The 26896-nt window shown below is 60.6% G+C and carries 24 protein-coding genes and 1 tRNA gene; 12 read left to right on the top strand and 13 right to left on the bottom strand.

What is annotated here, in order from left to right; all coding sequences use genetic code 11:
• Positions 1 to 15: 15 nt before the first annotated feature.
• On the bottom strand, positions 16 to 1458 hold the full coding sequence (gene glnA / locus MQE22_RS01020; protein WP_480082215.1) for a glutamate--ammonia ligase: 1443 nt from the start codon (positions 1456 to 1458) through the stop codon (positions 16 to 18).
• Between the two features lie 153 nt (positions 1459 to 1611).
• Here glnA and MQE22_RS01015 point away from each other — a divergent pair, with 153 nt between their 5' ends.
• A complete protein-coding gene (locus tag MQE22_RS01015; protein WP_215871338.1) occupies positions 1612 to 2055 on the top strand; it encodes a rhodanese-like domain-containing protein in 444 nt (147 codons plus the stop codon).
• Between the two features lie 55 nt (positions 2056 to 2110).
• Here the strand turns inward: MQE22_RS01015 and MQE22_RS01010 are convergent, their stop codons facing one another.
• Positions 2111 to 2911 carry a DNA-formamidopyrimidine glycosylase family protein gene (locus MQE22_RS01010; protein WP_215871339.1) on the bottom strand — a complete coding sequence of 267 codons (801 nt, stop codon included), beginning with the start codon at positions 2909 to 2911 and terminating at the stop codon, positions 2111 to 2113.
• A 138-nt stretch (positions 2912 to 3049) separates the two neighbouring features.
• Here MQE22_RS01010 and apaG point away from each other — a divergent pair, with 138 nt between their 5' ends.
• Both apaG and MQE22_RS01000 read left to right on the top strand, forming a co-directional pair.
• Positions 3050 to 3427, top strand: coding sequence for a Co2+/Mg2+ efflux protein ApaG (gene apaG, locus MQE22_RS01005; RefSeq protein WP_215871340.1), 378 nt, complete (start codon positions 3050 to 3052; stop codon positions 3425 to 3427).
• Positions 3424 to 4035 (top strand): class I SAM-dependent methyltransferase, encoded by a 612-nt coding sequence (locus tag MQE22_RS01000; protein WP_215871341.1) that lies wholly within the window; start codon positions 3424 to 3426, stop codon positions 4033 to 4035. Before apaG ends, MQE22_RS01000 begins: the two co-directional genes overlap by 4 nt.
• A 20-nt stretch (positions 4036 to 4055) precedes the next feature.
• Here the strand turns inward: MQE22_RS01000 and typA are convergent, their stop codons facing one another.
• The 5 genes from typA to MQE22_RS00975 all read right to left on the bottom strand — a co-directional run bounded on the left by typA (position 4056) and on the right by MQE22_RS00975 (position 10398).
• The gene (gene typA, locus MQE22_RS00995) at positions 4056 to 5876 is read right to left on the bottom strand and encodes a translational GTPase TypA (protein ID WP_255789943.1); all 1821 of its coding nucleotides are present in this window, start codon (positions 5874 to 5876) and stop codon (positions 4056 to 4058) included.
• 143 nt (positions 5877 to 6019) lie between these two features.
• Entirely contained in the window at positions 6020 to 7273 is a 1254-nt protein-coding gene (locus MQE22_RS00990) for a porin (RefSeq protein ID WP_255789942.1), read from the bottom strand.
• A gap of 106 nt (positions 7274 to 7379) precedes the next feature.
• Positions 7380 to 7685: a hypothetical protein gene (locus MQE22_RS00985; RefSeq protein ID WP_255789941.1), complete on the bottom strand. Its 306-nt coding sequence runs from the start codon at positions 7683 to 7685 to the stop codon at positions 7380 to 7382.
• 113 nt (positions 7686 to 7798) lie between these two features.
• Complete coding sequence (cydB, locus tag MQE22_RS00980) at positions 7799 to 8887, bottom strand: cytochrome d ubiquinol oxidase subunit II (protein ID WP_255789940.1); 1089 nt, start codon at positions 8885 to 8887, stop codon at positions 7799 to 7801.
• Between the two features lie 53 nt (positions 8888 to 8940).
• The gene (locus MQE22_RS00975; RefSeq protein ID WP_215871346.1) at positions 8941 to 10398 is read right to left on the bottom strand and encodes a cytochrome ubiquinol oxidase subunit I; all 1458 of its coding nucleotides are present in this window, start codon (positions 10396 to 10398) and stop codon (positions 8941 to 8943) included.
• 302 nt (positions 10399 to 10700) lie between these two features.
• Between MQE22_RS00975 and pgi the strand changes: the two genes are divergently transcribed.
• The 4 genes from pgi (at position 10701) to MQE22_RS00955 (ending at position 16290) form a co-directional block, all read left to right on the top strand.
• Positions 10701 to 12320, top strand: a complete 1620-nt coding sequence (gene pgi / locus MQE22_RS00970; RefSeq protein ID WP_215871347.1) for a glucose-6-phosphate isomerase — start codon at positions 10701 to 10703, stop codon at positions 12318 to 12320.
• Between the two features lie 69 nt (positions 12321 to 12389).
• Entirely contained in the window at positions 12390 to 13541 is a 1152-nt protein-coding gene (locus MQE22_RS00965) for a D-alanyl-D-alanine carboxypeptidase family protein (protein ID WP_215871348.1), read from the top strand.
• A 35-nt stretch (positions 13542 to 13576) separates the two neighbouring features.
• Positions 13577 to 16057 (top strand): penicillin-binding protein 1A, encoded by a 2481-nt coding sequence (locus MQE22_RS00960; protein WP_255789939.1) that lies wholly within the window; start codon positions 13577 to 13579, stop codon positions 16055 to 16057.
• 8 nt (positions 16058 to 16065) lie between these two features.
• Positions 16066 to 16290, top strand: a complete 225-nt coding sequence (locus tag MQE22_RS00955; RefSeq protein ID WP_215871350.1) for a hypothetical protein — start codon at positions 16066 to 16068, stop codon at positions 16288 to 16290.
• A gap of 3 nt (positions 16291 to 16293) precedes the next feature.
• Here the strand turns inward: MQE22_RS00955 and MQE22_RS00950 are convergent, their stop codons facing one another.
• From MQE22_RS00950 to MQE22_RS00930, 5 genes are all read right to left on the bottom strand, one after another.
• On the bottom strand, positions 16294 to 17241 hold the full coding sequence (locus MQE22_RS00950; RefSeq protein WP_215871351.1) for a ribose-phosphate pyrophosphokinase: 948 nt from the start codon (positions 17239 to 17241) through the stop codon (positions 16294 to 16296).
• 39 nt (positions 17242 to 17280) lie between these two features.
• Positions 17281 to 17355, bottom strand: a tRNA-Gln gene (locus MQE22_RS00945).
• The gene (ispE, locus tag MQE22_RS00940; protein WP_226826826.1) at positions 17346 to 18212 is read right to left on the bottom strand and encodes a 4-(cytidine 5'-diphospho)-2-C-methyl-D-erythritol kinase; all 867 of its coding nucleotides are present in this window, start codon (positions 18210 to 18212) and stop codon (positions 17346 to 17348) included. The genes MQE22_RS00945 and ispE overlap by 10 nt, the downstream gene beginning before the upstream one ends.
• Complete coding sequence (gene lolB / locus MQE22_RS00935; RefSeq protein WP_215871352.1) at positions 18209 to 18823, bottom strand: lipoprotein insertase outer membrane protein LolB; 615 nt, start codon at positions 18821 to 18823, stop codon at positions 18209 to 18211. The genes ispE and lolB overlap by 4 nt, the downstream gene beginning before the upstream one ends.
• Positions 18820 to 20469 (bottom strand): tetratricopeptide repeat protein, encoded by a 1650-nt coding sequence (locus MQE22_RS00930; protein WP_226826828.1) that lies wholly within the window; start codon positions 20467 to 20469, stop codon positions 18820 to 18822. The genes lolB and MQE22_RS00930 overlap by 4 nt, the downstream gene beginning before the upstream one ends.
• Before the next feature lie 78 nt (positions 20470 to 20547).
• Here MQE22_RS00930 and hemA point away from each other — a divergent pair, with 78 nt between their 5' ends.
• From hemA to MQE22_RS00905, 5 genes are read left to right on the top strand one after another with little or no spacing between them, the layout of a single operon-like run.
• Positions 20548 to 21852 (top strand): glutamyl-tRNA reductase, encoded by a 1305-nt coding sequence (gene hemA, locus MQE22_RS00925; protein WP_215871400.1) that lies wholly within the window; start codon positions 20548 to 20550, stop codon positions 21850 to 21852.
• Positions 21849 to 22946 carry a peptide chain release factor 1 gene (gene prfA, locus MQE22_RS00920; RefSeq protein WP_215871353.1) on the top strand — a complete coding sequence of 366 codons (1098 nt, stop codon included), beginning with the start codon at positions 21849 to 21851 and terminating at the stop codon, positions 22944 to 22946. Before hemA ends, prfA begins: the two co-directional genes overlap by 4 nt.
• Entirely contained in the window at positions 22936 to 23796 is an 861-nt protein-coding gene (gene prmC / locus MQE22_RS00915) for a peptide chain release factor N(5)-glutamine methyltransferase (protein ID WP_226826834.1), read from the top strand. The genes prfA and prmC overlap by 11 nt, the downstream gene beginning before the upstream one ends.
• Positions 23789 to 24601 (top strand): bifunctional DNA-formamidopyrimidine glycosylase/DNA-(apurinic or apyrimidinic site) lyase, encoded by an 813-nt coding sequence (mutM, locus tag MQE22_RS00910; RefSeq protein ID WP_215871354.1) that lies wholly within the window; start codon positions 23789 to 23791, stop codon positions 24599 to 24601. The genes prmC and mutM overlap by 8 nt, the downstream gene beginning before the upstream one ends.
• Before the next feature lie 20 nt (positions 24602 to 24621).
• Complete coding sequence (locus MQE22_RS00905) at positions 24622 to 26580, top strand: dynamin family protein (protein ID WP_215871355.1); 1959 nt, start codon at positions 24622 to 24624, stop codon at positions 26578 to 26580.
• Positions 26581 to 26606: 26 nt separating this feature from the next.
• On the opposite strand, the gene MQE22_RS00900 is transcribed toward MQE22_RS00905, so the two are convergent.
• Complete coding sequence (locus MQE22_RS00900) at positions 26607 to 26858, bottom strand: YfhL family 4Fe-4S dicluster ferredoxin (RefSeq protein WP_215871356.1); 252 nt, start codon at positions 26856 to 26858, stop codon at positions 26607 to 26609.
• Positions 26859 to 26896: the final 38 nt, after the last annotated feature.

The following is a 26896-nucleotide window of genomic DNA, read 5'->3' as shown; positions in this document are numbered from 1 at the left end:
AGAAACCAGCTAGGCTCAGAGACTATAGTACATCTGGTATTCTACGGGATGGGTGGTGACGCGCAGGGCCTGGACTTCGGCCCACTTCACGTCCAGGTAGCCTTCCAGCCATTCCGGGGTAAAGACCCCACCTTTCATCAGGAACTCATGATCGGCCTCCAGGGCACGCAGGGCCTCTTCCAGCGAAGCCGCCACGCCGGGGATCTTCTCCTGCTCTTCGGCGGGCAGATCATAGAGGTTCTTGTCCATGGCATCGCCGGGATGGATCTTGTTCTGGATGCCATCCAGACCCGCCATCATCATCGCCGCAAAGGCCAGATAGGGATTGGCGGTGGAATCCGGGAAACGCACCTCGATGCGCCGCGCCTTGGGGTTACTGACATAGGGGATACGAATCGAGGCCGAACGGTTCTTGGCCGAGTAGGCGAGCAGCACCGGCGCCTCGAAGTGGGGCACCAGACGCTTGTAGCTGTTGGTGCTGGGGTTGGTCAGGGCGTTGATGGCCTTGGCGTGCTTGATGATGCCGCCGATGTAGTACAGCGCCAGTTCCGACAGACCACCATAGGCGTCGCCGGTGAAGAGGTTCTTGCCATCCTTGGCCAGGGACTGATGCACGTGCATGCCGCTGCCATTGTCGCCGACGATGGGCTTGGGCATGAAGGTAGCGGTCTGCCCATAGGCCGCCGCGACGTTGTGCACCACGTATTTGAGAATCTGCACCTCATCGGCCTTGCGCGTCAGGGTGCTGAAGCCCACGCCGATCTCATGCTGCCCGGCGGTGGCCACCTCGTGATGGTGCACTTCGACGGTCAAGCCCATCTCCTCCAGGGCCAGACACATGGCCGAACGCAGATCCTGTGCCGAATCCACCGGCGGTACCGGAAAGTAGCCGCCCTTGACGCCCGGACGATGGCCCATGTTGCCCGATTCGTATTCCTTGCCGGAATTCCAGGCCGCCTCTTCGGCATCGACCTTATAGCCGCAGCCACTCATGTCGATGTGCCAGGTGACGGAATCGAAGACGAAGAATTCGTTCTCCGGCCCAAAGTAGGCGGTATCGGCAATGCCGGTGCTCTTCAGATACGCCTCGGCGCGCTTGGCCAGGCTGCGCGGATCGCGCTCATAGCCCTGGCCGGTGGCAGGCTCGATCACGTCGCAACGAATGATCAGGGTGACCTCGTCGGTGAAGGGATCGAGTACCGCCGAACCCGCCTCGGGCATGAGGATCATGTCGGACTCGTTAATGCCCTTCCAGCCGGTAATGGAGGAACCATCAAACATCTTGCCTTCGATAAAGGTCTTCTCTTCGATGGTGTGGGACGGCACCGAGACGTGCTGTTCCTTGCCCTTGGTGTCGGTAAAACGAAAATCAATGAACTTGACATCTTTTTCGGAAATCAATTGCAGCACGTCTTTCGGGCTGTACCCCATGAGCTTTTCCTCCACGGCACTCGTCAATGAACCTGCCCCAGATTGGGGCGCCAATGCGGCAAGTGTACGGCGGAATGCAGGCGGCGCCTAGGGCTTGATCGAGCCGCCCAGCGCGTCGCTACAGCCGAACACGACAATTTCTCTTATACTAGAGTGCTACGCAAAATCAGGAGGCACACCATGGACACTGAAGAAATCCTCGCCCGCGCTACGCAGCGGGCGCAAGGCAAAAAGCACGCAGGAGACCTGACTCCGGAAGAGGCCCATGCGCTTCTACGCGAGCATCCCAAGGCCAAATTGATCGATGTGCGCTCGCATCCCGAGCTGGAGTTTTCCGGCTTTGTTGAAGGGTGTTGCCATGTGCCGTGGAAGCTCTATCCGGGGATGACTCCCAACTCGGATTTCGACCAACAGCTCCAGGCAATCACTGAGCCAGACGATTTATTGCTGCTGCTTTGCCGCACTGGCGGACGCTCCACCGAGGCCGCCGAGCATCTGGCCGACCTGGGATACACGCATGCCTACAACATCCTTGGCGGCTTTGATGGCAAGGGCGACGAACACGGACAGCGCGGCAAGCTTGAGGGCTGGAAGGCGAGCGGCTTGCCCTGGCGCCACCCTTGAGCAGCACCCCGCGGAGCGCGGACTGATCCTCGCGCCGCACCAGCAGCAGACCCTTTCAGATCTGGCAGGCAGGGCAAAACAGCGCCGTTTTGCCCCCAACCGGCAACGACTCCAACGCTCCCCCACAGGTCGGACAGTGCCCATCCTCCCGATGGCGGGTGAGGAAGGTCTTGGGCAACAAGGGAATCTTCGCCTGCGAGCGCAGCACTCGTTGCAAGACCTGCGGAATCTGTTCCAGAAAACGATCCCGCTCCTCTTCACTGAGGCTGGGAACCGTACGATCCGGGCGCAAACGCGCCTGAAACAGAATCTCATCGGCCCACAGAGGACCGATGCCGGTCACGAAGCTGTCATCCAGCAGCACATTGCGCAGGGCGCTACGACGCCGCGCCAACGATTCGCGCAGATGACTCAGCCCATCTGTCGGGACGAGCAACGGATCCGGCCCCAGCTTGGTGAGAAAATCCACATCACTGGTCTCGTCCAGCAGGCGCAGACGACCCCCCAGTTGGGTCCCTTGCAAGCGCAGGCGCAGCTGCGCATTGATGGCCAGTTCCAGGCCCGCGCGGTTATCGTTGCCCTCTTCCGCTGGAGCGCCGCGCTCCAGATCCATTACCAGATCTCCGCCCAACTGCAGGGCAAGGATCTCGCGCCGGTCCAGCTCGCAAAAGACCTGGGTACCGTAGCGATGGATATCGGTGATTTCCTTCCCTTGCAAGGCGTCCTCCGCCAGTCCGCCGGCCTCGGCGAGCTGCTCGCCCTTGGCATTCTGCAGACGCAAGGCACCGAGCTTTTTGCGCAGCACACTACGTTGCAGTTTTTGTTTGAACAATTCGATTTCGGGCAATTCTGCCATAGTCTGTACTCACTTCATTATCCTGTCGGCCCTAGTCTACCGCGCTCGCTTGCCAGGCGGAAACTGCCAGTCGGAAACTTGGCAGCCCGAAAGCGGGGGAATAGACTGACAAGAACGCTAGCGAAGGAGCGATGATTTATGAGCGTCCCGACCGAGATCCAAATTCAGGTCGACACCCGCTATATCCCCGAGCAATCCAGTCCGGAGCAGGAGCATTACGTCTTTGCCTACCAGATTCGCATCGAGAATCATGGCCCGAAGACCGCACAGCTGCGCAACCGCCACTGGATCATCACCGATGCGGATGGACGGATACAGGAAGTGCGCGGCCCCGGCGTCGTCGGCGAACATCCCACCCTCGCCCCGGGCGAGCACTTCCAGTACACCAGCGGCACCGTGTTACCTACCCCGGTCGGCAGTATGCATGGCAGCTACGAGTGGGTGAGTGAAGACGGCGATGAGTTCGAGACCCCAATCCCCGCCTTTCGCCTGGCCGTGGCCACCGTCTTCCATTGAGCTACCGGAGTCTGCAGCGCGCCTATGGCCTGTGGGCGCCCATCTACGACCGCGCCGTAGCGGGCTTTTCAGCGGCCGCACGGGCCGCCAACATTGCCAATATTCCAGCAGAGGCGCAGCAAATCCTGATCATCGGCGCCGGAACCGGTCTCGATTTTCCCTATCTACCTACACAGAACTTCAATGTTGCGGTGGATTTCAGCGCGGCTATGCTCGCGCGAGCGCGCCCGCGGGCAGCGCAGGTGCGCCTCCTGCAGGCCGACGCCGAGCGCCTACCGCTGCGGGATGCCAGCTTTGACGTCGTGCTGATGCATCTGATTCTCGCAGTAGTACCGCAGCCAGCACAGGCCTTGGCGGAGGCGAGTCGCGTACTGCGCCCCGGCGGGACACTGCTGATCTTCGACAAGTTCCTGCGGCCGCAGCAAAGGGCGCCCCTGCGTCGACTCCTGGCCCCCCTCTCGGCGAGTCTGGCGACGCGCACCGACGTCGTCTTCGAAGACTTGCTGGCGCAGCGCCCGGAATTACGTCTGCTGGACGACCAACCGGCCGCCCTGGGCGGCTGGTTTCGTCGCCTACGCCTGGAAAAAAAGACAGAAAGCCCCGCCTGAAGCGGGGCCAAGCCGGCAGCTCAAGCGCCGCTGCGCGCTGCTTTTTTCCGATCGTTTTCCTTGAGATAGCGCTTGCGGATGCGGATCGACTCCGGCGTAACCTCCACCAGCTCGTCATCCGCAATAAACTCCACTGCCGCCTCGAGGCTCATGCGGATCGGCGGAGTGAGCAGGATGTTTTCGTCCGAACCCGAAGCACGCATGTTGGTGAGTTTCTTTTCCTTAAGGGGGTTCACCACCAGATCGTTGTCGCGACTGTGAATGCCGATGACCATGCCTTCATACACCTTGTCACCGGGATTGACGAAGAGTCGTCCGCGATCCTGCAGATTGAAAAGGGCATAGCCTACCGCTTCCCCTTCCTCGGCTGAGATCAGCACCCCGTTGATGCGTGCCGGAATGGCACCCTTCACCGGACCATAGCCATCAAAAATGTGACTGATGACACCGGTACCCGAGGTGGCAGTCATGAATTCGGTGTGAAAGCCAATGAGGCCGCGGGCGGGAATCCGATACTCCAGACGCACTCGACCACGGCCATCGGGCTGCATATCCTGCAACTCGCCGCGCCGCGTGCCGAGGCGCTCCATGATCGTGCCCTGATGGGTCTCTTCGACATCGATGGTGAGGGCTTCATAGGGCTCTTCCGGGACGCCATCGACGACCCGCTGAATGACCCGGGGTCGGGAAACCGCCAACTCATAGCCCTCGCGACGCATGTTCTCGATGAGGATGGTGAGATGCAGCTCCCCCCGACCGGATACCTGAAACACGTCGGCGTTGTCGGTATCTTCCACCCGCAGGGCGACGTTGGTGAGGAGCTCTTTGTAGAGACGCTCGCGCAGTTGGCGGCTGGTCACGAATTTCCCTTCGCGCCCGGCGAAGGGACTGGTATTGACCTGAAAACTCATGTTCAGGGTGGGCTCGTCGATGGGCTTCCATGGCAGCGGCTCCGGTGCTTCGGGGGCAGCGATGGTGGCACCGATAGACGGCGCATCGATGCCGGTCACGGCTACGATATCGCCAACAGTGGCGCCGTCCTCCCAGGGAATCCGCTTCAGGCCCTCAAAGCCCAGCACCTGCAGGATACGACCTTTTATGGGCTTGGCCTCCTGTCCCTGCAGCATGACCACGTCCTGGCCTGGCCGGATACGTCCGCGCCGCACCCGGCCAATGGCGATCTGTCCCACATAGCTGGAGTAGTCCAAATCGGCAATTTGCAGTTGCAACGGCGCTTCCGGATCGCCCTCGGGCGCTCGTACATGGCTCAGGATCAGTTCGAAGAGCGGGCGCATATCACCCTCGCGCACGCTTGGGTCTTCTCCGGCATAACCCTGCAAGCCCGAGGCGTACATCACCGGGAAGTCCAGTTGCTCCTCCGTGGCACCGAGCTTGTCGAAAAGGTCCAGCGTCGCGCTGATCACGTAATCGGGGCGCGCGCCAGGCCGGTCGATCTTGTTGATGACGACGATTGGCTTGAGCCCCAGCTCCAGGGCCTTGCGCGTCACAAAGCGGGTTTGCGGCATGGGGCCTTCGACGGCATCCACCAGCAGCAATACCCCATCCACCATGCCCAGTACCCGCTCCACCTCGGCCCCAAAGTCGGCATGGCCGGGGGTGTCGACAATATTGATGTGGGTCTCGCCCCACTGCACCGCGGTGTTCTTGGCCATGATGGTGATGCCGCGCTCCTTTTCCAGGGCGTTGCTGTCCATGACCCGCTCTTCCACCTGCTGATGCGCGGCGAAGGTACCGGATTGCTTGAGCAGTTGATCGACCAGGGTGGTCTTGCCGTGGTCGACGTGGGCGATGATGGCGATGTTACGAAGTTGACGTGACACAGATTTCCCCAAAAAGACAGAGCCGGCTGGCAGCGGGCTCTCTTATAACGGCATGCCCCCCAAAAAGCAAACCGCCCCGCCACGAAAACTCGTGACGGGGCGAAGAAACGAGGCGCCGCAGCGCCCCGCAAGACTAAGCGAACTTAGAAGCCCGCCTGGAACTGCAACATCAGAGTGTTGTAAGCCATGCCGTTGATGGGGGCACCATTGCCGCCAAAAACGCCCCCTGGGGTTCCTACACCGAAATTACCGTTGCGAGCCGTGGGGATGATGTAGTTCACCTGAATCTCCGCTGCGTGCGGGTTATTCGGATTGACATAATAATTCAGGCCGACCGTGGTGTTATCCAGCTTCGCATCATAACCTTGACGATCATTATAACTGAAAGAATCGAAGCGAACCGCAGGCTCAATGTCTAGCCAAGACGGGGTAAGGGTCATCTGATAAAGATTGAGCGCCAAGCCGACGTTCCAGTCCTGCGCCAGGAATCCCGGCAACCCATTGCGACTCTCACCGGTGTTGAGATTGGTGTAACCCGCAACATAATGGATTCCCATCAAACCACCATGCACACCCACATTCCAGGTGGTCATGGAATCCGCATTGTAGATACTATTCTCCGGCAAGGTCATACGCGACCCGCTGACCTCGGCATTGAGCAACGGACCCATGAAATCATAGGTCAAACGAGCCGAAGCAATATAGCGACCGCTTCCGTTGAGAAATCCACCTTGGCCGCCGCCAAAGGGATTGGACACAGTTCCGAGCCCCCAGTTATAGGCGCTGCCGTAGTCCAAGGAGCTATCATCGGCAATAGCGAAAGCATAGCCGATGCCCGTGCCCATTACGTCCTTGGCGTGCAGCATCGCACCGGCACTACGCCCCGGCAACAATGACTGGCCCATAGAGCGTAGGATGAAGGGCAAGGCGTTACCTTGCGTATCGATATACTCATTGCCTACAGGCTGTTTGAACTTACCCACCTCCAACTGCACGAAGGGCACTGGGGCAAAGTTGATCCAGGCATCCAGAATGGAAGCATTGCCACCGTTACCCAAGCCGTTGTTCAGCGCATTGGTACTATATCCAGGAATGCTTTGATTGTTAGCATTGTTCCCACTGATAGCGGCGTTATCCCAGCCAGCCATGATGTTATACGTCACACCATCCGTTGCCTCACCCTTCACACCCAGGCGGATGCGGTTGGCACCGATAACCAGGCCATTGGGGCCAGACTGAGAGCCGTTCGTAGACGTACCGAACTGATTGCTGCCAGTAATCTGGGCATAGCCGTACAGGATCGGGCCGTTGTCCTTGGCGGAACTGTCGGCCGCAAAAGCCGCACCGGGGACCAGTACTGCTGCAGCAACTGCAAAAGCTACAAGATTCTTCTTCATGACAAAGCTCCTCCTCATGAGCCGTTGTTAAAGTACAACGAGAGAAGTTATAGCACCACTTTTGCGCCGTTGCAACGATATGCCAAGAACTTTTTGCAACGAGGCGCTAAGAAAGGGAATTTTGCGGCACTCGCACGGTTTCTCCGCTCGCCATGGCGGCGCGACGCGCGCTCAGATTGGCGCGCAAAAAGGTGATGGCGCGGCGGTACTGTCCGAGTTCGCGGTCTACCTCCAGGACCTGATCAAGGAGCTCCGCTGGCGAGGCCCCCGGTAAACCGCGCAAGAGGCGGTGCCAGCGGTCGTCGACGCGCTCCTGGCCTGCGAGTAGGGCATCCAGAACGGAAAGGGAGTCCAGGCATTCGGCGGGACACTGGGAGTCACAGAGCTGATGAAGGAGATGAATGCTATCCATGGCGGTCTGCTTTGCGGTGACTGGGGTTATAACCCTACGACCGTGGCGAAAACGAAAAGTTGCGCACCCACAAAAAAACCGGGGCGGTGCCCCGGTTCTTTGTGACTCCCCGATCAGTGGGCAGCGTAGATGCTCTTTTTGGTGAAGCGTCCGCGGAACACCCAGATCTGGTACCAGTTATACATGATCATGATGGGGACGAAGCCCGTCATGAACAGGGTAAATACCGCCAGCGAATTGGCCGGGTTGGCGGCCTCCTGAATCGTCCAGGTACCGGGCACGATATAGGGGTACATAGTCGCCCACATGGCAGCCCAAAGGAGTACTACTACACCTTCTCCCCAGAGCAGGGCGACGAAATTGTGCCCAGCAGAATGATTGCTCATCGACTTGAAGGCAAAGAACAGCACGATCACGATCCAGGCCGCCCAGACCCACCAGTTCGGGCCGGTCCACTTGGCCGCCGCCCAGGGGAAGATGGCGTAGGACCAGACCAAGGTTACCACGATGGCAGCCAGGGCCAGAAGCGAGAAGAGGCTGGTCCAGCCCTTGGCGCGCTGGTGGATGACATCACCGGGGACAAAGCGCGCGCAGAGGTACAGGCCGCCGGCCAGTCCTGCAGCGATGACCGCACCAAAACCCGTCCAGATGCTGAAAGGCGTCAGCCAGGTCAGCGCGTTGCCAGAGAAGTGCATGACCGGGGTGGTATAATCCCGCCCGGCAATATGTGCCATGGCCAGGCCGTTCTCCATGGGGAAACCCTGCAGGGCGGCACCCAGGGCAACACCGGCAAAGAACGGTGCCAGCAGACTGCCAATGGCAAAGAACCAGCCCCAGACCTTGCGACTGGAACGGGCATGGACATGGAACTCGAAGGCCACAGCACGCATGATGATGGCCCAAAGGGCGATCATCAGCGGGATCATCAGGTAGTTGAACGCTGAGCCATAGACCAGCGGAAAGGCGCCAAAGAGCACGCCGCCGGCCACGACCAGCCAGGTCTCGTTGCCATCCCAAAAACCGGCCATCGACGCCATAATGGCGCCGCGCTCGTCTTCATCCTTGGAAAACAGGGCAAAGATTCCGGCACCCAGATCGGCGCCATCCAAAGCGATATAAAACAGAAACATCAGCCCCAGCAAAATCCACCACCAAGTAGATAGAGCTGAGGTTATCCGCACGATGTCGTGGGTAAAATCCATGGTGACCTCCGTCAAAATCAGTAACTGGGGTGGCACAGGCCACCCCAGGCGGCTTAGCGCTCAGCCTTCAACATCGGCTTGGCGAAGCTGGCCTGCGCATGTCCACCGCCGGCGTGCGCATCACCCTCTTCCCCGTGATGGAAGAGCTGATCCGATGGAGCAATACCGTCCACCCCCTTGGCGATGACACGGGCGAAGAAGTACCAAGCACCCGCCCATACCAGAAGTTCAAAGACGATATAGCCGGCAAACCAGATAACTTCCTGAGCCACGCTCATGTGGCTGACCCCCTGATAGGTGCGCATCTGGCCGTAGACCACCCACGGCTGACGGCCGATTTCGCGTACCCACCAACCGGTCCAGATGGCGAGATAGGGCAGGAAGGCCGAAAAGATCACCGCCCGCAGGAACCAGGGACTTTTACGGAGCGATTCGGCACTGAGCTTGCCACGCAGGCGCAGCCAGTTGCCCCAGAGCGCCACGAAGAAGAGGAAGAAACCAATCGCCACCATCACCCGGAAGGAATAGAAGGGTACCCAGACATCCGGGCGGTCCTCGGGCGCAAACTGGTCCATACCCTTCACTACACCGTCCCAGGTATGCGTTTCCAGCAGACTCAAGACATGCGGGATGGAGATCTGGAAGAGGTTGCCGTCGTTGTTGGCATTAGGGATGGCGATCAGATTCCAGCTGGTGTTCGGCTTTCCATCCGGCAGATAGGTATGGTAATGCCCTTCCATGGCCGCCAGAGAAGTCGGCTGGGTATCCGCCACATCCTTGCCCACGCTATCACCGATAAAGATCTGGATGGGCGTTACGATGAGTAGGGCCAGCAGGGTGGGCTTGAGCATCTTGGTGAAGAGATCGGCGTTGCGATTCTTCAGAATGAACCAGGCACTCACGCCAGCCATGACGAAGAGAGACAGCTCCACCGTTGCCACCCACATGTGCGGGAAGCCCCAAATAAAATTATCATTGAGGATGGCGTGCCACCAGTTCTCGACCTGGAAGAGGCCATCCTTGAGTACGACGCCATTGGGTGTCTGCATCCAGGAATTGGCGACCAGAATCCACATGGCCGAGAGACTGGAGGACAGGCCGACGTTGAAGGTGGCAAAGGCGTGCATGCCCTTGCTGACCTTGCCCCAGCCAAAGACCATCAGGCCAATGAAGCCAGCTTCGTACATGAAGGCGGTAATGGTCTCGAAGCCCAGGATATTGCCAAAGAACGGGCCCGCGGCCTGAGAAAAGGGGCCATAGAGGATACCGAAGGCCATCTCCATGGTCACCCCGGTCGCCACACCGGCACCAAAGTTGATGATGAAGATTTTCTCGAAGAAGCGATTGAGCTTATACCAGCGCTCGTCACCGGTACGCAGCCAAGCAATCTCCAGGAAAAATAATAGCCAGGACATGCCGATGGTCAACGGCGTCCAGAGAATGTGCATGGTCGTGATCCACGCAAAGTCCAGCCGACTGAGCAGGACGGGTAAACTGTTTTCGATGATCATTGCTGATTCCTCGACTCGCTAAGGTTATAGATGAACTACTGCTTCCTAAATTGAGCAAAGGGCGTGCCACATTTCTGGCGAAGGGAACGGCAGAAAGAATAAGGATTTGGTGATATAGACAGTCGCGGCCCGTTCAAAAGCACCAAAAGCATCGGTTCATTTGCACCATCATCGTCCAAATAACCCAATATAATTATATATCTAGATACTTTTTTCTATTTTTATCCTTGCGCCTGGCATGGCCTTCTCCTACTCTTTCTGGAGTATCTCCCAATCAACTTGGCAAGCCCAGGAGAGTGAACATGTGCGCAGCAAGATTGCAGGATTTACCGGCCTGGCAACAAGTGCAGAAGCAACGAGAGGATTGGGGCGATGCGAAGATCGCCGACCTCTTTGACGCGGATCCCGAGCGCGGTACCCACATGACCGCCGAGGCCTGCGGCATCTACCTGGATTATTCAAAGAACTGGCTGCGCCAGGAAACTCTGGCGGCACTGATCGATCTGGCGCGGGAGCGCGGTCTGGAAGCGCGGCGCGGCGCCATGTTCGCTGGCGAGCACATCAATACAACGGAAGATCGTGCTGTCCTGCATTGCGCCCTGCGCGCACCGAAAGATACCCAGATCTGCGATCAAGGCGTCAACGTCGTGCCCGAGGTGCACGCGGTTCTGCAGCGCATGATGATCTTCTGCGACAAGGTCCACCAAGGCGAGTGGCTGGGCGCGACGGGCAAAGCCCTACGCCAAATCGTCAACATCGGTATCGGCGGCTCTTACCTGGGCCCAGAGATGGCCTATCGGGCCACGCGCCAGCAGCGGATCGCAGGTATCCGCGAGCACTTCGTGGCGAATGTCGATGGTGCGGCACTCGCTGCGGTACTCGCCGAGATCGACCCCGAAGAAACTCTGTTCATCATCGCCTCAAAGACGTTTACTACCCTGGAAACCATGACCAATGCCCACGCCGCCCGACGCTGGCTGGTGGCGGCCCTGGGCGAGGCGGCGGTGGAGCAACACTTCGTTGCCGTCTCTAGCAATGACAAGGCGGTCGCCGCCTTTGGTATGAATCCGGAGCATAGCTTTGGCTTCTGGGACTGGGTAGGCGGGCGCTACTCGATGGATTCCGCCATCGGCCTGGCCACTATGCTAGCGATTGGCTCGGCGGCCTTTACCGAGATGTTGCGCGGTTTCCATGCCATGGATGAACACTTTCGGCATGCCGAACTGGCGCAGAACCTGCCTGTCCTGCTGGGTTTGATCTCGGTCTGGTACAACAACTTCTGGGGCGCCCAGAGCCAGGCGATCCTGCCCTACGCCCACGACCTCGCCCGCTTTCCCGCCTATCTGCAGCAACTGCAGATGGAGAGTAACGGCAAACGGGTAGATCTGGCAGGGAACCCTCTCGCCGTGGATAGCGGCCCGATCATCTGGGGGGAACCAGGCACCGACGGCCAACATTCCTTTTACCAGTTGCTGCATCAGGGAACCCGTTTGGTGCCCTGCGATTTGATTGGCTTTATTGCGCCCCTCAGCGAATACCACGATCAACATGACCTGCTCATGGCCAACCTCTTTGCCCAAAGTGAGGCCCTGGCCTTTGGCCGTTCGGCGGAGGAACTGCGTGCCCTGGGGGTACCCGAAGCACAGATTCCCCACCGGGTTTCCCCCGGCAATCGGCCCAGCAATCTGCTCCTCGTCGATGCCCTCACCCCGTTTTCTCTGGGCGCTCTGGTCGCCCTCTACGAACACAGCGTCTTCACCCAAGGGGTGATCTGGGGCATCGACTCCTTTGACCAGTGGGGGGTAGAGCTCGGTAAGGTCCTGGCCACGCGCGTCGAATCGGATCTGCAGGGCAAAACCAAACATCCCCACGACAGCTCTACCCGGGCGCTGATCGAGCGCTACCGCGCCAGCCGCAGCTAGGCGGCGGGAACTTTTCCCGGCGGCAGTTTTTCCAAAGGAAAATCTTTCCTGAAGAGTTCTGCCGCCCCTATGAAGAAAACCGCCGCGTTTTTTGCTGTTTTGCTGGTCTCCAGCACTGCCTATGCCGTTGTACCCACCCCCACCCTGCCCGCTGCACCCCCCATGCCGGCGCCACAGATTTCTGGCGTCAAGGCGGCGGTGCTGATAGACGTCAATACCGATCAAGTCCTGCTCGACCAAAATGGGCAAGCGAGCTATGACCCCTCGGGCCTGGTAAAACTGATGACCGCCTATCTGCTCTACCAGGCAGAAGCGCAGAAGATGTTGCAACCCGACCAGCACGTCTCGGTAAGCGTCGATGCTTGGCATGCCCCTGGCTCGCGCATGTTCATCCAGCCCGGGCTGCCGGTTACCGTCGACCAACTTACCCATGGCCTGCTGATCGACGGGGGCAACGACGCCGCCATTGCCATCGCCCAGTCGGTAGCAGGCAGTGTCGGCGGCTTTGTCGACCTGATGAATCGCGAAGCCGCCAGCATGGGGCTGACCCAGACCCATTTCGTCAACCCCGATGGCATGCCGACGCCCGGACAGCGCAGTACAGCGCTCGACATTGCCCGCCTGGCACGCGCCCTGGTGGTGAAATTCCCGCAGATAGAGAAGGTCGCCGGGCAGGCCAGTTACCGCTACAACCACATTACCCAGTACAACTACAACCCGCTGGCAGGACAAAACGGCATCACCGGTCTGGGAGTGGGCTTGGCCTCCGCCAACAACTGGGATCTGGCCGTCAGCGCCAGCCAGGATGGCCGAGGCCTGGTAGCGGTCATCCTGGGCGCCAGCTCCCGTGCCGTCGCCGGTACCGATGCTGCCGCCATGCTCCACTACGGTTTTCATGGCTGGCAGCAACAGCAGATCTACCCGGCCGGCGCGATGGTGGCACAAATCAAGCGGATCGACTGGAGCCCGGAGACCCTCTCGGTCATCACCCCCAAAGCGATCAACGTGGTCATTCCCCGGCCCAGTCAGGGTAAGGTGGAAAGCCGCTTCGTCGCCGCCAGCAACCTGCAGGCCCCGATCAAGGCCAATAGCAGCGTGGGCACCCTCGACCTTCTCTGGCAAGGCAAGGTCCTGAAGACGGAGCCGGTCCTGGCGAAAAATGCGGTGGCCAAGGCCGGCTGGTTCAGCCGTCTCTGGCATCGCGCGCAGGGTGCGCTATGAGCGGCGTACGATCGCGCTCCTGCGAGGCCTGAACGATGACTGCGACTACCTTCTTCCGCCAGCGCAGCTGGCGGTTCTGGCTGGTCTTTGTCGTTCTCTTCGTATTGGTGGACGCCGCTGTTGCCGCTGCTTTCTGGACCTATCGTATCTACCAGGAACTTCCTCCGGTGCATGCGCTAGAACATTGGCATCCGGCCGAACCACTGCGCATCTATGCCGACAACGGTAAGCTCCTGCAGGTCATCGGTCCGCAGTTGCGCTACGCCCTGCCTATCCGTCAGGTTCCGAAGCGCCTGCAGGACGCCTTCATCGCCGCCGAAAATTCCAAGTTCTACAGCCACAATCCACTGTATTATCCGGTTAGTTTTCCCGGCATCGTTCGCGCTGCCTGGGTGGACCTCATTCATTGGGGACCAGTGCAAGGGGCCAGCACGATCACCGAGCAGGTTGCCCGCAATTTTTATCTGACCCCCAAAAAGACCATTACCCGCAAGGTGGCGGAGATCCTGCTTGCCTATAAACTGGCGCAACATCTTGATCGCGCGCAGATTCTCGATCTCTACGTCAACAAGATCTATCTGGGCGAAGGCGCCTACGGAGTGCAGGCCGCCGCCGAGACCTATTATGGCAAGACGGTCTCGCAACTGAGTTTGGGCGAGATGGCGACTCTGGCGGGTTTGCCGGCTGCCCCGTCGGTGTTCAACCCCATCGCTTCGCCGGCTTCGGCCAAGACCCGGCGCGATTATGTACTGCGACGCATGGCAAAACTGGGATTCATCAGCGAGGCTGCCGCGCAACGCGCCATGGCCGAGCCGATTCGCGCCCGCTACCACGCCCCAGCAAGCAATCTGGCGCCCTATGCCACCGACTGGATCCGTAGCTGGCTGGAAAAGCATTTCGGGCCGGATTTTACCTACCGCAGTGGCCTGCGGGTCTATACCAGCATCGATCCGCGCGATCAGCAGGCAGCCAGCCAGGATGTGGCAATTGGCCTGGAGAATTACGCCATGGGCCTCGATAGTATGGACCCAAAGGCTTGGCGTGGCCCGATTGCGCAACTGCGCGGAGAGATGCTCCAGGCCGCTCTGCATGGACAGCGTCCGCCCATGTTACCGGACTTCGACCCGGCCAACCTGCGCTGGGCGGTGGTGGAAAATGTCGATGCGCAGAGAGCGCGTATTAACATCGAAGGACAACGGCAGGCCGAGCTGCGTCTTCCAGACGTTGCCTGGGCCCGGCTACACCCCAACGGCCAGCGCCCGACGAGCGTGAATCAGGTGCTGGCAGCAGGCGATCTCATCTGGGTGCGGCACTATGTCGCGGCAGCGACGGAAGGCACCGGCAATCCCGTCTGGGGCACCAAGGTCTGGCATGATGTTCCGCATGCTGGCTGGCAGTTGGCGCAGATCCCCCACGCCCAGGGCGCCCTGGTTTCGCTGAATAGCCACAGCGGCGCCATCCTTGCCCTGGTCGGCGGCTTCAGCTACGAACTCAGTCATTTTGATCGCGCCCTGTATTCCTACCGGCAACCGGGATCCGGCTTCAAGCCCTTCGTCTATTCCTCGGCCATCGACGCGCCAACGCTGCTGGCCAGCGGTCACAAGGGCTACTACACCCCAGTTTCGTTGATTGCTGACACGCCCCTGATCATCCATCTGGCGGACGGGCAGATCTACGCACCCACCAACTACAGTCGCACCTTTTCCAATACCCCGTTCCCCATTTGGGAGGATCTGGCAGATTCCCACAATGTACCGAGTGTGCGCCTGCTCATGGATGTGGGCATCCCTTACGCGAAAACCTACGTGCAGCGTTTCGGCTTTCCCGCCAAACAGGTACCAGCAACCCCGTCCATGGTGCTCGGCGCCGGCGATTTCACGCCTCTACAAATGGCACGCGCCTATGCCACCTTCTCCAGTGGCGGCTTTCTGCCCCATCCCTATCTCATTCGCAAGGTGGTCACCGCCAACGGCACCGACGTGGCGCTTCTGCACTGCCCCTTGGCCTATCAACCACCCGCCCGGCAGACGGTCATCCCCCCGGGGGTGGCCTATCTGATGACACGGATGATGGAGAGGGTGATCCGGGTCGGGACGGGGGTCGCCGCGCAGATCCTGCATCGCCATGACCTCGCCGGAAAAACCGGCACCACCAATGCCGAAGAAAACGCCTGGTTCAATGGCTTCAATCCGAAAATCACGACCTCGGTATGGGTGGGCTACGACGATAACCATACCATGGGGACCTGGGCAGCGGGCGCCCGCGAGGCCCTGCCGATCTGGATACGCTATATGGGGACGGCTCTACAAGGCAGGCCGGACACCGGCTTTTTCCGGCCGCCCGACGTCGTCACCGCGCGCTATGACCCGCAGACCGGCACCCTGGCCGACCCCGGTGCGAAAGCAGATTCCGGTAAACTAGGATATTTTTTGGCAGGCTATCTACCGCCCACAGCCAAGTCACCACGACAGCGGCAAGAACAGAGTTTCGTGCGCGCATTGATGAAAATTTTCTAGGAGCAAAAATGACAGAAGATGGCAAAAATACCAGTGCCTACGCCTGGATTTGGAGTACGCTGATCCTTCTCTTGGCGGTGGTCGCGTACTTTTTTCTGCATACCTGGTTGGTGAACGATGTTGACCGGCCCAACCCACATCCGTTGACTGTCATCGAAGGAAATGCCGCAACGCCCGCCCCGCAACTGCCCGAACACAAAACCCTCGACGGCCAGGCCGCTCCGTACTCCTGAAAATCAGTCCATGAACAGGGAACTGACGGAGTCTTCCTCGGCAATCCGGCGGATGGTTTCAGCAAAGAGTTCGGCGACCGAGAGCACGCGGATCTTGTCACAGGCGCGCGCCTCGCTGCTCAGGGGGATGGTATCGGTCACCACCAGTTCGTCGAGATCGGAGCCGCTGATGCGCTCGATCGCCTTACCCGATAGCACCGGGTGGGTGCAGTAGGCGCTCACACGCAGGGCCCCGCGCGTCTTCAGGGCATGGGCTGCCTCGCAAAGGGTATTGGCGGTATCGACCATGTCATCCACCAACACACAGCTGCGTCCATCCACTTCACCGATGATGTTCATGACCACCGATTCGTTGGGACGCGGGCGGCGTTTGTCGATGATGGCGAGATCGACTTCCAGACGTTTGGCGATGGCACGGGCGCGCACCACGCCACCAACGTCGGGGGATACCACCATGAGGTTTTCCGGATTCTGCCGCCAGATATCGCCGAGCAGAATGGGGGAGGCATAGATGTTGTCTACCGGAACGTCGAAAAAGCCCTGGATCTGGTCCGCATGCAGGTCCATGGTCAGGACGCGGTGCGCGCCGGCGGTGGTTACCAGATCGGCGACGAGTTTGGCGGTGATCGCGGTGCGGGCACGGGATTTGCGATCCTGCCGCGCATAGCCAAAGTACGGCATGACGGCAGTAATGCGATTGGCCGAAGCGCGCTTGAGGGCGTCGATCATGGCCAGCAGTTCCATGAGATGATCGTTGGTCGGGGCACAGGTGGGTTGCAAAACGAAAACGTCATGACCGCGGACATTTTCCAGAATCTCGACGAAGACCTCACCGTCACTGAAGCGGCTGACTTCCGCCCGCCCCAGGGGAATCTGGAGAAATTTGACGATCTGTGCTGCCAGGGCGGGATTGGCGTTCCCGCTGAATACCATCAGGCTACCGTGAGACATGAAAGGATGGATACCTCTGCACTGTCCGCAAAAATAAAATGGCTGGGGCGCCAGGATTCGAACCTGGGAATGCCGGAATCAAAATCCGGTGCCTTACCGCTTGGCTACGCCCCAGCAGGGATTTCCGGGAGAAGTTCGAGAAGCGGGTGGCGGTTACATCCTCTCACCAACCACCCACGCCACGACGCTGGCAGACGGTCGAGAAGGACGTCATTCGCCGTCTCTTCCGGAACTTCGGCAAAACAGCAGGCACCGCTGCCCGTCAATCTTGCATTCCGCAGGCCCTGGGCACGCAGCCAATCGATGCACTCGGCAATGACGGGATAGCGACTCCGGACCAGGGGCTCCAGGGTATTCTCCTGCTCTCCCCCCAAAAACGCCGATATTGTGCTGGGCGGGTGTTGGCGTGTCAATTCGGGGGCGCGGAAAATTTCCGCGGTGGCGACGGATACGCCGGGATGTACCAGCAGATACGGGAGCTCCGGGATCGGCGGCATGGGCTGCAGGATCTCGCCGATGCCTTCCGCCCAGGCGCTGCGGCCAAAGAGGAAAATGGGGACATCGGCACCGAGGGTAGTACCCAGAGAGATCAATTCCGCCCGCGACAGGGCGCAGTTCCAGAGATGGTTGAGCACCAGCAGGGTAGTGGCGGCATCAGACGAACCTCCGCCCACGCCGCCGCCCTCGGGCAAGCGCTTGCGCAGGGTGATCTCCACGCCTTCGCACACGCCACAGCGCTCGGCGAGGAGGCGCGCCGCGCGCAGGGTCAGTTCCTTTTCCGGCGCTAAGCCGACCGGCCCGCCAAAGGAGCGAAACACGCCGGACGGCGCCGAGGCAAAGCGCAGATCGTCGTGCAAATCCAGAAACTGAAAGACGCTTTGCAAAAGGTGATAGCCATCGTCGCGCTGACCAATGACCCGCAACATCAGATTCAGTTTGGCCGGCGCCGGATACCAGTGCTCGTGCATCATTGCCCCAGTTGCCAGTTGCTGACTGCGATACGCAACTGCAGGTCATCTGGCCCGGAGGCCTGCAGAAGGGCCGGCATCTGCAGGCCACCCACAGCGTCAAAGCGCAGATATTGCAATTGCCAGCGGCCCCAGCGCGCACGCTGCGGCAGCCCGGCGGCATCGTAGGCATCCACCTGCCCGGCTGGCGGAATGCCGAGCAGCCACTGGGGAAGTTCCGCAACGGGCAAGGTCACCCCCAGTACCCGTTCGAGCAAGACGCTCATGGTACTCGCCGTCAGGCGCTTGCCACTGGCTTCCAGCAACTCGGCCTGCGTACCGTCATCGCGTAATTCGGCAACCGTGTTGCCCAGGGGCCCCAGAATCCGGAGCTGCTCACTGTTTGCCTGCTGCCGCCAGACAAAGCCAAAACTCTGGCTCCCACGCGAGCTGCGCAGGGAGGCCTGGCCGGTGGCCGTCCAGCGCGGTACCGAGGCGAGAACCTGCGCCCGCTGCTGCGCCGGCAGGACGAGCTGCGCCTGCCCCGTCGGCGCGGGTAGCTGGGCGCAGGCGCCGAGCAACAGCAGCGCGGGAATGGCCAAGACCCGCCAGTTCTTCCGCATCAGACCTTTCATGGGTGCAACAGGGCCTCCTGTAACTCCTTACTCTCGGGATGCTTTTCGAGACCACGCTGCCACAGGGCACGCGCCTCCTGCTGACGCCCCAGCTGCCAGAGGACGCGACCCAGATGATCGAGCACTTCCGGCTCGTCGCCCAGTTGGGCATGGGCTTTTTGCAGGTAGTCCAGAGCCTTCTTTTGATCGCCCTGCAGATGGTAATACCAGCCTATGCTATCCTGGATGTTGGCGTCTTCGGGAGCCAGCTGGATGGCCTTTTCGAGATACGCCCCGGCCTGCGCCAGTTGCTGGCGTCGTTCGAGCAGGCTGTAACCGATGAAGTTATAGGCTTGCGCATCATCTGGGCGCAGCTCGATGACGATGCGCATGGCCTTTTCCATGCCGGCATAGTCCTTTTGCAGTTCGGCGATGGCGCCACGGGCATACCACAGGGCGGCATCGCGGGGGTGGCGCTCCAGGGCCTGATCGAGCAGCTGCGCGGCAGCGGCATAATTGCCTTCTTCCTGCAGTAATTGCGCACGCAGGAGAGGAATCTGCGCATCGTTCGGGTGTCGTGTCTGCAGTTTCTGCAACTCCGTCAGCGTCTTGCTCTTTTGCCCCTGCGCATAATAGGTCTGGGCGATGCGCAACTGCGCCTCATCTGCCAGAGGCGTACCAGCCAGCTTGGCGTACGCCTCCCGCGCCTTCGACCATTCGTTTTGACCTTCCGCGATACGCCCCTGGTAATAGGGAACCAGTGGCGAGTGCGGAGCCAGCTCGCGGAAATGCTCCAACGCCTGCTGGGCCCCCGGCCAGTCCGTTTCGGCAATGGCCAGGGGTAGTAACTGATCCCAGACCTTGGGTTGATCCGGTTGCAACAAGCTGATCTGCTGCAACACCCGATAGGCTTGTGTTTGTCCACCGAGACTGAGGTAAAGCGAGGCCAGATAGCTACGCGCCTGCACGGCGCTCGGATGTGCGGCACAGAAGCCCTGCAGCATCTGCAACGCCGCCAGGGAGTTCCCCTGTTGGCGGAGACTTTCGGCCTGCAATACCGCCGCTTCTTCCCAGTCCGGGCGCAGTCGTAGTGCCGCAGCGAAGGCCTCGGCTGCGCGTTTCGGCTGCTTCTGCAGCAAGGCAAGGCGACCCAAGGCGAGCTGCGCGGCAGCAGAATGGGGATGATTCTGCATGACCGTGTGGAGCAGTCGTTCTGCATCGCCAAAACGGCCATGCTGTGCCAGCAATTCGGCCAGTTGGCTACTCACCCGCTCCTCATCGGGAAAACGCGCCAGCGTCGCCTGCAGCAGTTCCAGGGCCGCCGGCTCCTGACCATCGGCAAGAAGCAGGCCGGCTTCAAAGCGCGCCGACTCGCTGTCCTCGGGTGCCAGTTCATGCCACTTCTTGGCCCAAAGCAGCGCCTTGGGCAGATCTCCAAGCTGCGCTGCGGCCCTGGCTGCCGCCGCCAAGATTGGCGCCGTGGGGAGTTGGTCAACGCTGTGCTGCCAGGCCGGGATGGCGACTGCGGGATCCTGTTGTTGGGTGGCAAACTCTGCACTGAGGAGGTAGTACAGACTCTCCCCCGTCAACTGGAGGCTCGCCCCGGCCCAGGGAGACACCCCAAGTACTATCAAGGCCAGCCAACGCCACTGCATCTTCCTGCCCATACCATTCCCTGCCCACCACGATGCGCCGACAATAGCGCCAGCCCCTGCGGCTTGCAATCCAGACACGCCTTGCGGACAATGCGCGGGTATTATCAGGTCCCCAATGTTACGGATGGTACCGCCATTTTTTGCTACGGTTTGAGTCATCACAGCGCACCCATCGAGGTTCGCGAAAAAGTCGCATTTGCGCCGGAGCAACTGGCAGCGGCCCACCGGGATCTACTGGCCCAAAATCTGGCCAGGGAAGCCCTGATCATTTCCACCTGTAACCGCACCGAAATCTACACCTACGGCGGGTCGGGCCCCAGAGAAAGTCATCTGCAGCATTGGCTGGCCGACTTTCACGGTATCGATGCGGATCTCCTGACCGGCAACAGCTTCAGCTTCCACGATGCGGCAGCGGTACAGCACCTGTTTCGCGTGGTTTGTGGCCTCGATTCCATGATCATCGGCGAACCGCAGATTTTGGGTCAGGTGAAAGATGCCTATCAGGTCGCAGCCGACAGCGACAGTACCGGGCCCGTCCTCAACCGTCTGCTGCACTGGGCCTTTCGTGTCGCCAAACAGGTGCGCACGGAAACCGCCATTGGCGCAGCGCCGGTGAGCGTGGCCTACGCGGCAGTGACCCTGGCGCGGCAGTTGCTGGGTTCCCTACAGGGCAAGCGGGTGCTGCTCATCGGTGCGGGCGAGACCATCGAACTGGTCGCCACACATCTGCGCGAGCATGACCTGGATGGATTTCACGTCGCCAACCGCAGTCCCGAGCGCGCTCGCCTGCTTGCCAAACGCCTGGATGGTCAGGCGTATCCCCTGGAAGATGCGGCGTCCCTGCTTCCCAAAGTCGATCTGGTCCTGAGCTGTACCGCGAGCCCCCAGGCGATCCTGCGCTCCGCTGACGTTCAGCCCGGGTTGCCGCGCGAGCGTGGCAGTCTGCTCTTTCTTGATCTGGCCGTACCACGTGACCTCGACCCGGCCATTGACGAGCTGGACGGCTGCTATCTGTATACCATCGACGACCTCAACGACATCGCCCAGGCCGGCATGCAGGCGCGGCGTGAAGCGGCAGCAGAGGCGGAGCAGATCATTGCGCAGGAGTCCGATGGATTTCAGCAATGGCGCGACAGCCTGGAAGTGGTGCCCGCCATTCGCCGCTTGCGGGAGCACGTCGAGCAGGCGCGGCAGGTAGAGTTACAGCGTTTTCGGCATTATCTGCAGCAGGGGCAGGATCCCGAAACGGTATTAGAGGCCTTTTCCAGGGCGCTCATGAACAAAGTCCTGCACGACCCCATCTCCACCCTGCGCCAGCCCTGCCAAGACGCCACCAGCGAGGCCCTGGTCGCCTCTCTCGACATTCTCTTTCATCTCAGCGACGCAGAAGGATGAGTCTCAGCCCCCGTTTGGCGGGCCAGCTCGAGCAGTTGAGCCTGCGTGCCGAAGAACTCGAACATCGTCTGGCGAGCCCGGAGATCTTACAGGATCCGCAGCAATATCAAGCCTTGTCCCGCGAGCTAGGCGAAATTCAGCCCCTGCGGGACCTGCTCGCGCAGCAAGAACGCCGGCAGGCAGAACGCGAAGATGCCCTGCGCATCCTGCGCGAAGAAAGCGATATCGAACTGCGCGACCTGGCGAGTGAAGAGCTGGCCGCGGCGGAGAGCGAACTTACCGAACTCGAGGCGGAGTTGCGTCTGCGTCTGCTCCCCAAGGATCCGCAGGACGAGCGCAATGTCTTTCTGGAGATCCGTGCCGGCACCGGTGGCGAGGAGGCAGCGCTGTTTGCCGGTGATTTAGCGCGTATGTATACCCGCTATGCCCAAACCAAGGGTTTCGGCGTCATCATCCTTTCCGCCTCGGAGTCCGAGCGCGGCGGCTACCGCGAGGTGGTACTGGAAATCTCCGGGCGGGGCGCCTATTCCCGCTTCAAGTTCGAATCCGGTGGGCACCGTGTACAGCGGGTGCCGGATACCGAGGCGCAGGGGCGCATTCATACCTCGGCCTGCACCGTGGCCGTCCTGCCGGAGGTGGACGAGATTGAAGGAATAGAGATCCAGAGCAGTGATCTGCGCATCGACACCTTTCGAGCCAGTGGTGCCGGCGGCCAACATGTCAACAAGACCGATTCGGCAGTGCGCATCACCCATCTGCCCACGGGGCTCGTGGTCGCCTGCCAGGAAGACCGTTCGCAACACAAAAATCGCGCCAAGGCCATGGCCCTGTTGCAGGCCCGTCTAATGGAAATGGCGCAGGAAAAGCAGCAAAGCGCCACCGCAGCGACGCGGCGCTCCCTGGTCGGCTCGGGCGACCGCTCGGAACGCATCCGCACCTACAATTTTCCCCAGGGCCGCGTAACGGACCATCGCATCAATCTCACCCTGTATCGCCTGGAGGCGATCATCGCCGGGGATCTGGATCCGCTCTACGAGGCGCTCCTGCGCGAACATCAGGCCGATCTTCTGCAAAATCTGGGTGATGATGCCTGAGGTACCCGCCGCCGAAGATTCTCTGCGGCACTGGCTTGCCTGGCTCGGCATCCAACTTGCAGCGCATTGCGATGCGCCGGAGCAAGAGGCCCGCTGGCTTCTGGAGGAGATCCTGGACAGCGGCACCGAACTCTGGAGCCATCCCCAGGCGCCTCTAGGAGAAACGCGCCGTAGCCACTTGCTGGCGCTGCTTGCCCGCCGCATGAGTGGCGAGCCTCTACCCTATTGCCTTGGCCACTGGTCGTTCATGGACCTCGACCTGCGCGTCGATCCACACGTCCTCATTCCCCGCCCGGATACCGAAACCCTGGTGCGTTGGGCCCTGGCGCATCTACCCGAGAAGGGGTCGGTGCTCGATCTCGGTACCGGTAGCGGCGCCATTATCCTCGCCCTGGCGCAGGCGCGACCGGATCTGGACTACTGGGCCGTGGACCGGTGCGAGGACGCCCTGGCCGTCGCCCGCCACAATGGGGCCGTCCTGGGGCTATCGGTGCATTGGTGTGCCGGAGATTGGTGTCAGGCGTTACCGGCAGGACAGCGCTTTTCACTCGTGTTGAGCAACCCGCCCTATCTGGCGACTGATGACCCCCATCTGGCCGAGCTCGACGCAGAGCCCATCAGCGCCCTGGTGGCCGGAGAGACCGGACTGGAGTCCTACCAAGCCATTCTCGCCGGACTCCCCGCCCACCTGGAGCCGCAGACCCGGATCGCTTTCGAACACGGCCACGAGCAAGGGCCGGCGCTACGCCAACTCTTGCGCGCGCATGGCTGGGAGGGGGTGGAGACACATCGGGATTTGGCCGGCCGCGAGCGGGTGAGCAGCGCCGTCTGGAGCACTCTCTATGCCTGAACTGCCCGAGGTGGAGGTCACGCGGCGCGGCATCGAGCCGCATCTCGTGGGTCGGCGCATCGCAGCGGTCGCTGTGCGTGAAACACGTCTGCGGCGCCCCGTCAATGACGATCTCGCCGCCCGCTTACAGGGACAAAGGATCGCCCGCCTGCACCGTCGCGGGAAGTACCTGCTGGCCGATCTCGATCGGGGCCAGCTCCTGCTGCACCTGGGCATGTCCGGTCATTTGCGCGTCGTGCCACAAGATACCCTCGTGCAGCGACATGACCATGTCGATCTGCTTCTGGAGGACGGCAACTGCCTGCGTTTTCATGACCCGCGACGCTTCGGTCTGCTCCTCTGGGGCGAGGACTGGACCAGCGATCCCCTGTTACAGGGCCTCGGACCGGAACCCTTGGGCAGCGAATTTGATGCAGATTACCTCTTCGCTCGCAGTCGCCGGCATCAGCAGCCCATCAAGAGCTTCCTCATGGATGCCCACGTCGTGGTCGGCGTAGGCAACATCTACGCCAACGAGTCGTTGTTCCGTGCCGGCATCGATCCCCGCCGGGCGGCCGGGCGCATCGCTCTGCCCCGCTTTCGCCGCTTGCATCAGGCAATCGTGGAGATCCTGCAGGAGGCCATCATCGCCGGCGGCACTACCCTGCGCGACTTTACCCGCCCCGATGGCAGAAAGGGCTATTTTCGACTATCTCTGGCCGTGTACGGACGCGAGAAGGAACCCTGTATTCGCTGCGGCAAAGCTCTGCGCGCCGCGCGCATCGGGGGCCGCTCGTCATTTTACTGTGGACAGTGCCAGCGCTAGAGGCAGCGAACGGGAGCGATATGCCGAATTCATTGAATGATTCGCCGATTCTGCAAGGCTTGCGATCCTTTCGGCTGTGGCGGGAGGAGGTAGCACAATCGCTGCATCAACTCGCCGAGCTCACCGGCGATCTCGGGTTACTTCCCGGAGGGAATATTCTGCAGCTTGAGAACCTCGCCTTCGAGGTCGAACAAGACAGTCTACGCCTGGCGGTGGTGGGTGAGTTTTCCCGTGGCAAGACTGAACTGATCAACGCCCTGTTGTTTGCCGATCTCGGCCAGCGTTTCCTACCTTCCAGCACCGGCCAGACGACCATGTGCCCAGTAGAAATTCGCGGTGCTCCACAAGGCCGCGCGGGACTGCAGCTCTTGCCCATCGCCAGCCGCAGCATGGATGTCAGCATCGAAAAGCTCAAACGGGCGGGCAGCGCGTGGGTACGTCTCAGTTGTGAGGAAGGCGGCAACCAAGGCCAGCGTTTGAAGGTCTTGACCGAGACCATCTGTGTCGCAATCGAAGAAGCCAGGCGCCTGGGACTCTGTCCACCCCTCAATCGCGTGGCCAAAGGTCAGGAAAGTAGCGTCTGTCCCTCCTGCGGCCTGGGCAAGGTCCTGATTCCGCGCTGGCGGCACTCCATGCTCTTTCTGCCCCATCCGATCCTCGACGCCGGCCTGACCGTGCTCGATACGCCCGGTTTGAACGCCATCGGCGCGGAACCCGAACTTACCTTCAGCATGCTTGCCGATGCCGACGCCCTGCTCTTCATTCTCGGGATCGACACCGGGGTCACGCAAAGCGATCTGACCATTTGGGAGCAATACCTCAAACGCAATCGGAATCAACACCAACTCGTCCTCTTGAACAAGGTCGACACCCTCTGGGATGAGCTGCGTGACCCCTTCGAAATCGAGGAAGAAATCGAGGCCCAGGCGCAGCGCACAGCGGAGCGTTTGGGAATTACCCGTGCGCAGGTGATCCCGATCAGCGGCCAGAAGGCGCTTCTGGCTCGCATCCGCGGCAATGAGGAATTATTGCAGCGCAGCGGCATTCTGGAGCTGGAAAAGGCCATCGCCGAACTGATCATCCCGGGCCACCGCGCAGCCCTGGAACAGAAGAGCAGGACTCTGACAAAGCGCATTCTGACCGAGCAAAAAGCACTGCTGGCCGAGCAGGATCGGCACCTGGCCATGCAAACCCAGAACCTGCAAGAACTCAAGGACCGTACCGGCGAAAAGGTACCGAAACTGGTCCGCCAGCATCAACAGCGTCTAGCGCATTTCGAGCACGATCGAAGCGCCTTCGAGGGACGGAAGCTGGCCTTTCAGGAATCGGTACAGGAACATTTGCTCGCTCCGCTCTCTACCGCCACCTTTGACTTGATCATCAGCAATGCCAAGGGCGAGATGCTCTCCGCCTGGACCACGGCCGGCATCGTCGATCGCTTTCGCAACTTTTTCGCCGAGGCCACCCGGCAGTTCGACTTGGCGCTAGCTGGTGCAGAAAGGGTCAATGGGGAAATCACCAAGGAGTACGCCGCGTTGCAGCAACGCTATTCCTTACCGGCCTTGGCCACCATCCCCTATGCCATTCTTCCCCGCCGCGCCGAGCTGTTGGCCATGGCAGAGAGTTACGAACGTTTCGGCATGATGCTGGAAATCGCGGTGAACACGCAAAGCTCCGTCGTCCGCAAGGCGTTTCTCACGGTGGCCGGCAAGGTGCGTGACTATATCGTCGACACGCGCCGCGACGCGCAGAACTGGGTAGACGAGGTCATGGCCGTCATGAATCAGTATCTGGAGAGCTACCATCGCAAAGCGGCCGAAGAGCTCGAGGCATTGGAACGCATCTCACTGGCCATGGATAGCATCGACGGTCGGGTGGAACACCTGCAGACACAGCGCAGCACCACGCAGCAGCAAGTTCAGGAACTGGAAAGAGTCAGCAATTTGGTACAAAACAGCCTGGACGCGAAGGCCCTCTGATTCGGGCAGCGTCGCTGCCGCAAAGATCAGATCTGGCCGGTCAGGAGCAGGAATTTTTCCTGCAAGGCCTCCGCAGATTCCGGGTTAGCGGGATCGAGCTCGATACAGTCTACCGGACAAACCTCCTGGCACTGCGGGGTATCGTAGTGCCCCACACACTGGGTACAAAGCCCCGCCTCGATGACGTAGATCTGCTGCCCCATGTGAATGGCACCGTTGGGACATTCGGGCTCGCAAACGTCACAATTGATGCAGTTGTCAAGAATGTGCAACGACATGGAAAAGTACCCCAAGAAGAAACTGGACTGATTCTACG

Source organism: Acidithiobacillus sp. YTS05 (genome assembly GCF_024396695.1).
In the GTDB taxonomy this organism is placed as follows: Bacteria; Pseudomonadota; Gammaproteobacteria; order Acidithiobacillales; family Acidithiobacillaceae; genus Igneacidithiobacillus; species Igneacidithiobacillus copahuensis.
Note: the sequence above shows the minus strand (reverse complement) of the source record. Positions and strands in the feature narration are given on the sequence as shown.